Source organism: Amycolatopsis anabasis (genome assembly GCF_009765355.1).
Classification (GTDB): Bacteria; Actinomycetota; Actinomycetes; order Mycobacteriales; family Pseudonocardiaceae; genus Amycolatopsis; species Amycolatopsis anabasis.
In genome coordinates this window covers 130,866-134,545 of sequence record NZ_VTHK01000027.1, presented here as the reverse complement: position 1 = coordinate 134,545, position 3,680 = coordinate 130,866, and the positions used below count along the sequence as shown (strand labels likewise).

At 71.0% G+C, this 3,680-nt stretch carries 5 protein-coding genes; all 5 read right to left on the bottom strand.

Features of this window, described 5'->3' with window-relative positions:
- Positions 1-40 precede the first annotated feature (40 nt).
- On the bottom strand, positions 41-1,552 hold the full coding sequence (locus tag FXO23_RS30715) for a YifB family Mg chelatase-like AAA ATPase (protein WP_158888969.1): 1,512 nt from the start codon (positions 1,550-1,552) through the stop codon (positions 41-43).
- A complete protein-coding gene (locus FXO23_RS30710; protein WP_158888968.1) occupies positions 1,552-1,953 on the bottom strand; it encodes a YraN family protein in 402 nt (133 codons plus the stop codon). Before FXO23_RS30710 ends, FXO23_RS30715 begins: the two co-directional genes overlap by 1 nt.
- A 213-nt stretch (positions 1,954-2,166) precedes the next feature.
- Positions 2,167-2,490, bottom strand: a complete 324-nt coding sequence (locus FXO23_RS30705) for a DUF2469 domain-containing protein (protein WP_020671262.1) — start codon at positions 2,488-2,490, stop codon at positions 2,167-2,169.
- On the bottom strand, positions 2,487-3,263 hold the full coding sequence (locus FXO23_RS30700; RefSeq protein ID WP_158888967.1) for a ribonuclease HII: 777 nt from the start codon (positions 3,261-3,263) through the stop codon (positions 2,487-2,489). The genes FXO23_RS30705 and FXO23_RS30700 overlap by 4 nt, the downstream gene beginning before the upstream one ends.
- A gap of 58 nt (positions 3,264-3,321) precedes the next feature.
- A partial coding sequence (locus FXO23_RS51795) for a S26 family signal peptidase (RefSeq protein ID WP_246258066.1) occupies positions 3,322-3,680 on the bottom strand: 359 nt, incomplete at its 5' end.

The window sequence follows — 3,680 nt, the reverse complement described above, 5'->3', positions numbered from 1 at the left end:
GGGGGTGGGGTCGCGGTGGGGGCGGCGGGGTGTGCGGTGGTCATGCGGCTCTCCGGTCGCGGAATTCGAGGGCGGTGGCGACGTGGTCGGCATCCGGGCGGTCGGCGTCGGCCAGGTCGCTGAGGGTCCAGGCGATGCGGAGGCAGCGGTCGGCACCGCGGGCGGTGACGGCACCGCGGTCCAGGCCGCGATCGAGCAGTGAGGTGACCGAGCCCGGCAGGGCGAACTCCCGGCGCAGGACCGGGCCGGGGACCTCGGCATTGGTGCGCCAGCCGTGCTCCGCCCAGCGGCGGGCGGCGCGGGCGCGGGCCTGGAGCACCCGTTCGCGCACCACCTCGGTCGACTCCGGTTCGCCGGTCTCGTGCGCGCTCATCGCGGTGATCGGGCGCATCCGCACTCGCAGGTCCACGCGGTCCAGCAGCGGCCCCGACAGTCGGCTCAGATAGCGGCGCCGCGCGGCGGGTGAGCAGGAGCAGTCGGCCTCCCGCGGTGGTGCGCAAGGGCACGGGTTGGTCGCCATCACCAGCTGGAAGCGGGCGGGATAGCAGACCGAGCCGCGCTGGCGGGCGATTCGGATCTCCCCTTCCTCCAGGGCCGTCCGCAGGGATTCCAGGCGCTGGGGTCCGAACTCGCAGACCTCGTCCAAGAACAGCACCCCGCGATGCGCTCGGCTGATGAGGCCGGGGGACGCCAGCCCGCTGCCGCCGCCGACGAGTGCGGCGACCGAAACCGAATGGTGGGGCGCGACGAACGGGGGCACTTTGACCAGGGGCGAGGAGGGGGACAGGGAGCCGTGCACCGAGTGCACGGCGGTGACCTCCAGCGATTCCTCCCCGGTCAGCGGCGGGAGCAAGCCGGGCAAGCGTTTGGCGAGCATGGTCTTGCCGACCCCGGGTGGCCCGGTGAACAGGAGGTGGTGCCCGCCGGCGGCGGCGACCTCCAGGGCCCAGCGTGCTTCCGGCTGGCCGATCACATCGGCGAGGTCGAGCACCTCCGACGGCCCGGCCTCGCCCGGTGGCTCCGGGCGGGTCAGGGATTCCTCGCCCTTGAGCCAGTTCACCACGTCCAGCAGCCGGGTGGCGCCGAAGATCTCCAGGCCGTCGACCAGGGCGGCTTCGAACAGCGAACCGGTCGGCACGATCGCGCGTTTCATCCCGGCCTTGCGGGCGGCCAGCAATCCCGGCAGCACTCCGCGCACCGTGCGCACCCGGCCGTCCAATGCCAGCTCGCCCAGCAGGACGCAGCCGAGCAGCCTGGTCGCGGGTACCTTCCCGGCCGCGGCGAGGACCGCGATGGCGATCGACAGGTCGTAGCCCGAGCCGAGTTTGGGCAGGTTCGCCGGGGACAGGCCCAGGGTCACCTTTTCCTTCGGCCAGGACTGGCCGGAGTTGCGGACCGCCGAGCGCACCCGGTCCTTCGCTTCGCGCAGCCCCGCGTCGGGCAGGCCGACGAGTTTCATGCCCGGCATGCCGCCGCCGATGTCCGCCTCGATCTCGATGACCCGGCCGTCGATGCCGAGCAGGGCGACCGACCAGGTGCGTGCCAGGGACATCAGAACGCCCCCGGGATGTGGCGGAGCCTGGCCGGGCTGCCCGGCGGCATGCTGACCGCGATCACGTCGAAGCGGATCCGGCACCAGCCGACGTGGAATGATCGCAGCCACTGCCCGGCGACCCGGCGGATCCGTGCGCTCTTCGCCTCGGTGACGGCCTCGGCCGGGTCACCGAAACCGGGGACGGAGCGGGTCTTGACCTCGCAGACGACCAGGGTCGTGCCATCGGTCGCGACCAGGTCGAGCTCGCCCTCCCGGCAGCGCCAGTTCTTGGAGAGGATGACCAGCCCCAGGCTTTCCAGGTGCCGCGCGGCGAAGTGCTCGCCCACTCGGCCCAGACGGAGGTGCGGCGCGCCGGGCTCGCCGGGTGTGCCGCGTGCGGGTTGAAGGGCGGTGCCCATGAGCTACCCCCAGCGTCGATGTCGGTACGGAACGTCATCGACGCTGCCAGGGGCGGTGGGGTGGCACCACCCTGAGTTCGCGAACCTGTGGACAACTACCCCGCTGTGGACAACCGGGGGTCGCGGCGGGAGGAAAGGAGCTTTGCTGCTCGCAGACGAGAGCGAGGGACCTTTACTACTGGCAAACCGTAGTAAAGGTCCCTCGCTGCCGGTTCAGCCGGAGAAGGGGCCGTCTTCGGGGAGGCGGAGGTCTGGTTTGTCCAGTTCCTCCACGTTGACGTCCTTGAACGTGATGACCCGGACGTTCTTCACGAACCGCGCGGGCCGGTACATGTCCCATACCCAGGCATCCGACATCCGAACCTCGAAGTAGACCTCGCCACCACCGTCACGCACCTGTACGTCCACCGCGTTGGCCAGGTAGAACCGACGCTCGGTCTCCACCACGTACGAGAACTGCCCGACGATGTCGCGGTACTCTCGGTACAGCGAGAGCTCCATCTCCGTCTCGTACTTCTCGAGATCCTCTGCGCTCATGGAATGCGCGCCCCTCCTCGCGAGCTCGACTGCCATTCGGCGACAGAACGTCCATTCTGACTCACGTCGCCCTCGTCGGCACGTACCGCCGCGCTCGACTCCAATGCCGCCACCGTCAGCATCACCTTGTGCGGTGGACGACGACCGTGGGCGACCGCCGCCTTGGCCACATTCGTGAAGGACCACCGGTGCACCTCGGACGGCCCGTGTTCGTTGAGCGCGGCGATGTGGTCCGTCGTGCTGTACCCCTTGTGCACCTCGAACCCGTACGCCGGGTGATCGACGTGCAATCCGGCCATGATCCGGTCCCGGGTGACCTTGGCCAGCACGGAAGCGGCCGCCACGCACGCGACCGCCTGGTCTCCCTTGATCACCGGCACGCTGGGCGCGGGCAGGCCGGGGACCCGGAACCCGTCGGTCAGGACGTAGCCCGCGGCCACGTCCAGGCCCGAAACCGCACGGCGCATACCCTCGATATTGGTCACGTGGATGCCCAGCGCATCCACCTCTTCGGGGGAAATCACGACGATCGAATGGTCCACCGCCCTGGCCAGCACCCGGTCGTAGACCCGATCCCGCGCCTGTGGCGTGAGCAGTTTCGAATCGGTCAGCTCGGTCAGGCGGGCGCCGTCGCCGGGACGCAGCACGCACGCGGCGACCACCAGCGGGCCCGCGCACGCACCCCGACCAGCTTCGTCCACACCGGCGACCGGCCCGAGCCCGCGCCGGTCCAGCGCGGCCTGCAGGCCCCACGAACTCTCCCCCCGAATCACGGCTCGGGGCGGACGGATCGGCGGTGCGACCGCCAACGGCCTGCTCGACGGCACCGGACTAGGACTTTCGTTTCGCCGCCCTGCGCAGGCCCGAACCGAGGCGCCGCCCCAGGGCCAGCGTCGGCCACGCGGCCACCACGCCGAAACCGAGCGGGATGCCCTGCTGCCAGGACGGCGCGCTCATCGCCACGGCCTGCGCCGAAGCTTGCGGATTGTGGTCGCTCACGCCGCCCCACCGGCTCGGCGGGAGGACGATGATCCGGGCCTTGCCGATGATGTTGTCCACCGGGACGGTCCCCCGCTCGCCGCCGCCCCCCTGGCAGCGCGAGTCGCAGGAGTCGTTCCGGTTGTCACCCATCACCCACACGGCGCCCGCGGGCACCTTGACCGGGTCGAAGCGCTCCTGCTTGCGCTCGC

Coding starts and splice junctions, on each gene's coding strand:
- FXO23_RS30710 (WP_158888968.1), bottom strand. CDS start 1,953: ATGGGCACCGCCCTTCAACCCGCACGCGGCACACCCGGCGAGCCCGGC.
- FXO23_RS30705 (WP_020671262.1), bottom strand. CDS start 2,490: ATGAGCGCAGAGGATCTCGAGAAGTACGAGACGGAGATGGAGCTCTCG.
- FXO23_RS30715 (WP_158888969.1), bottom strand. CDS start 1,552: ATGTCCCTGGCACGCACCTGGTCGGTCGCCCTGCTCGGCATCGACGGC.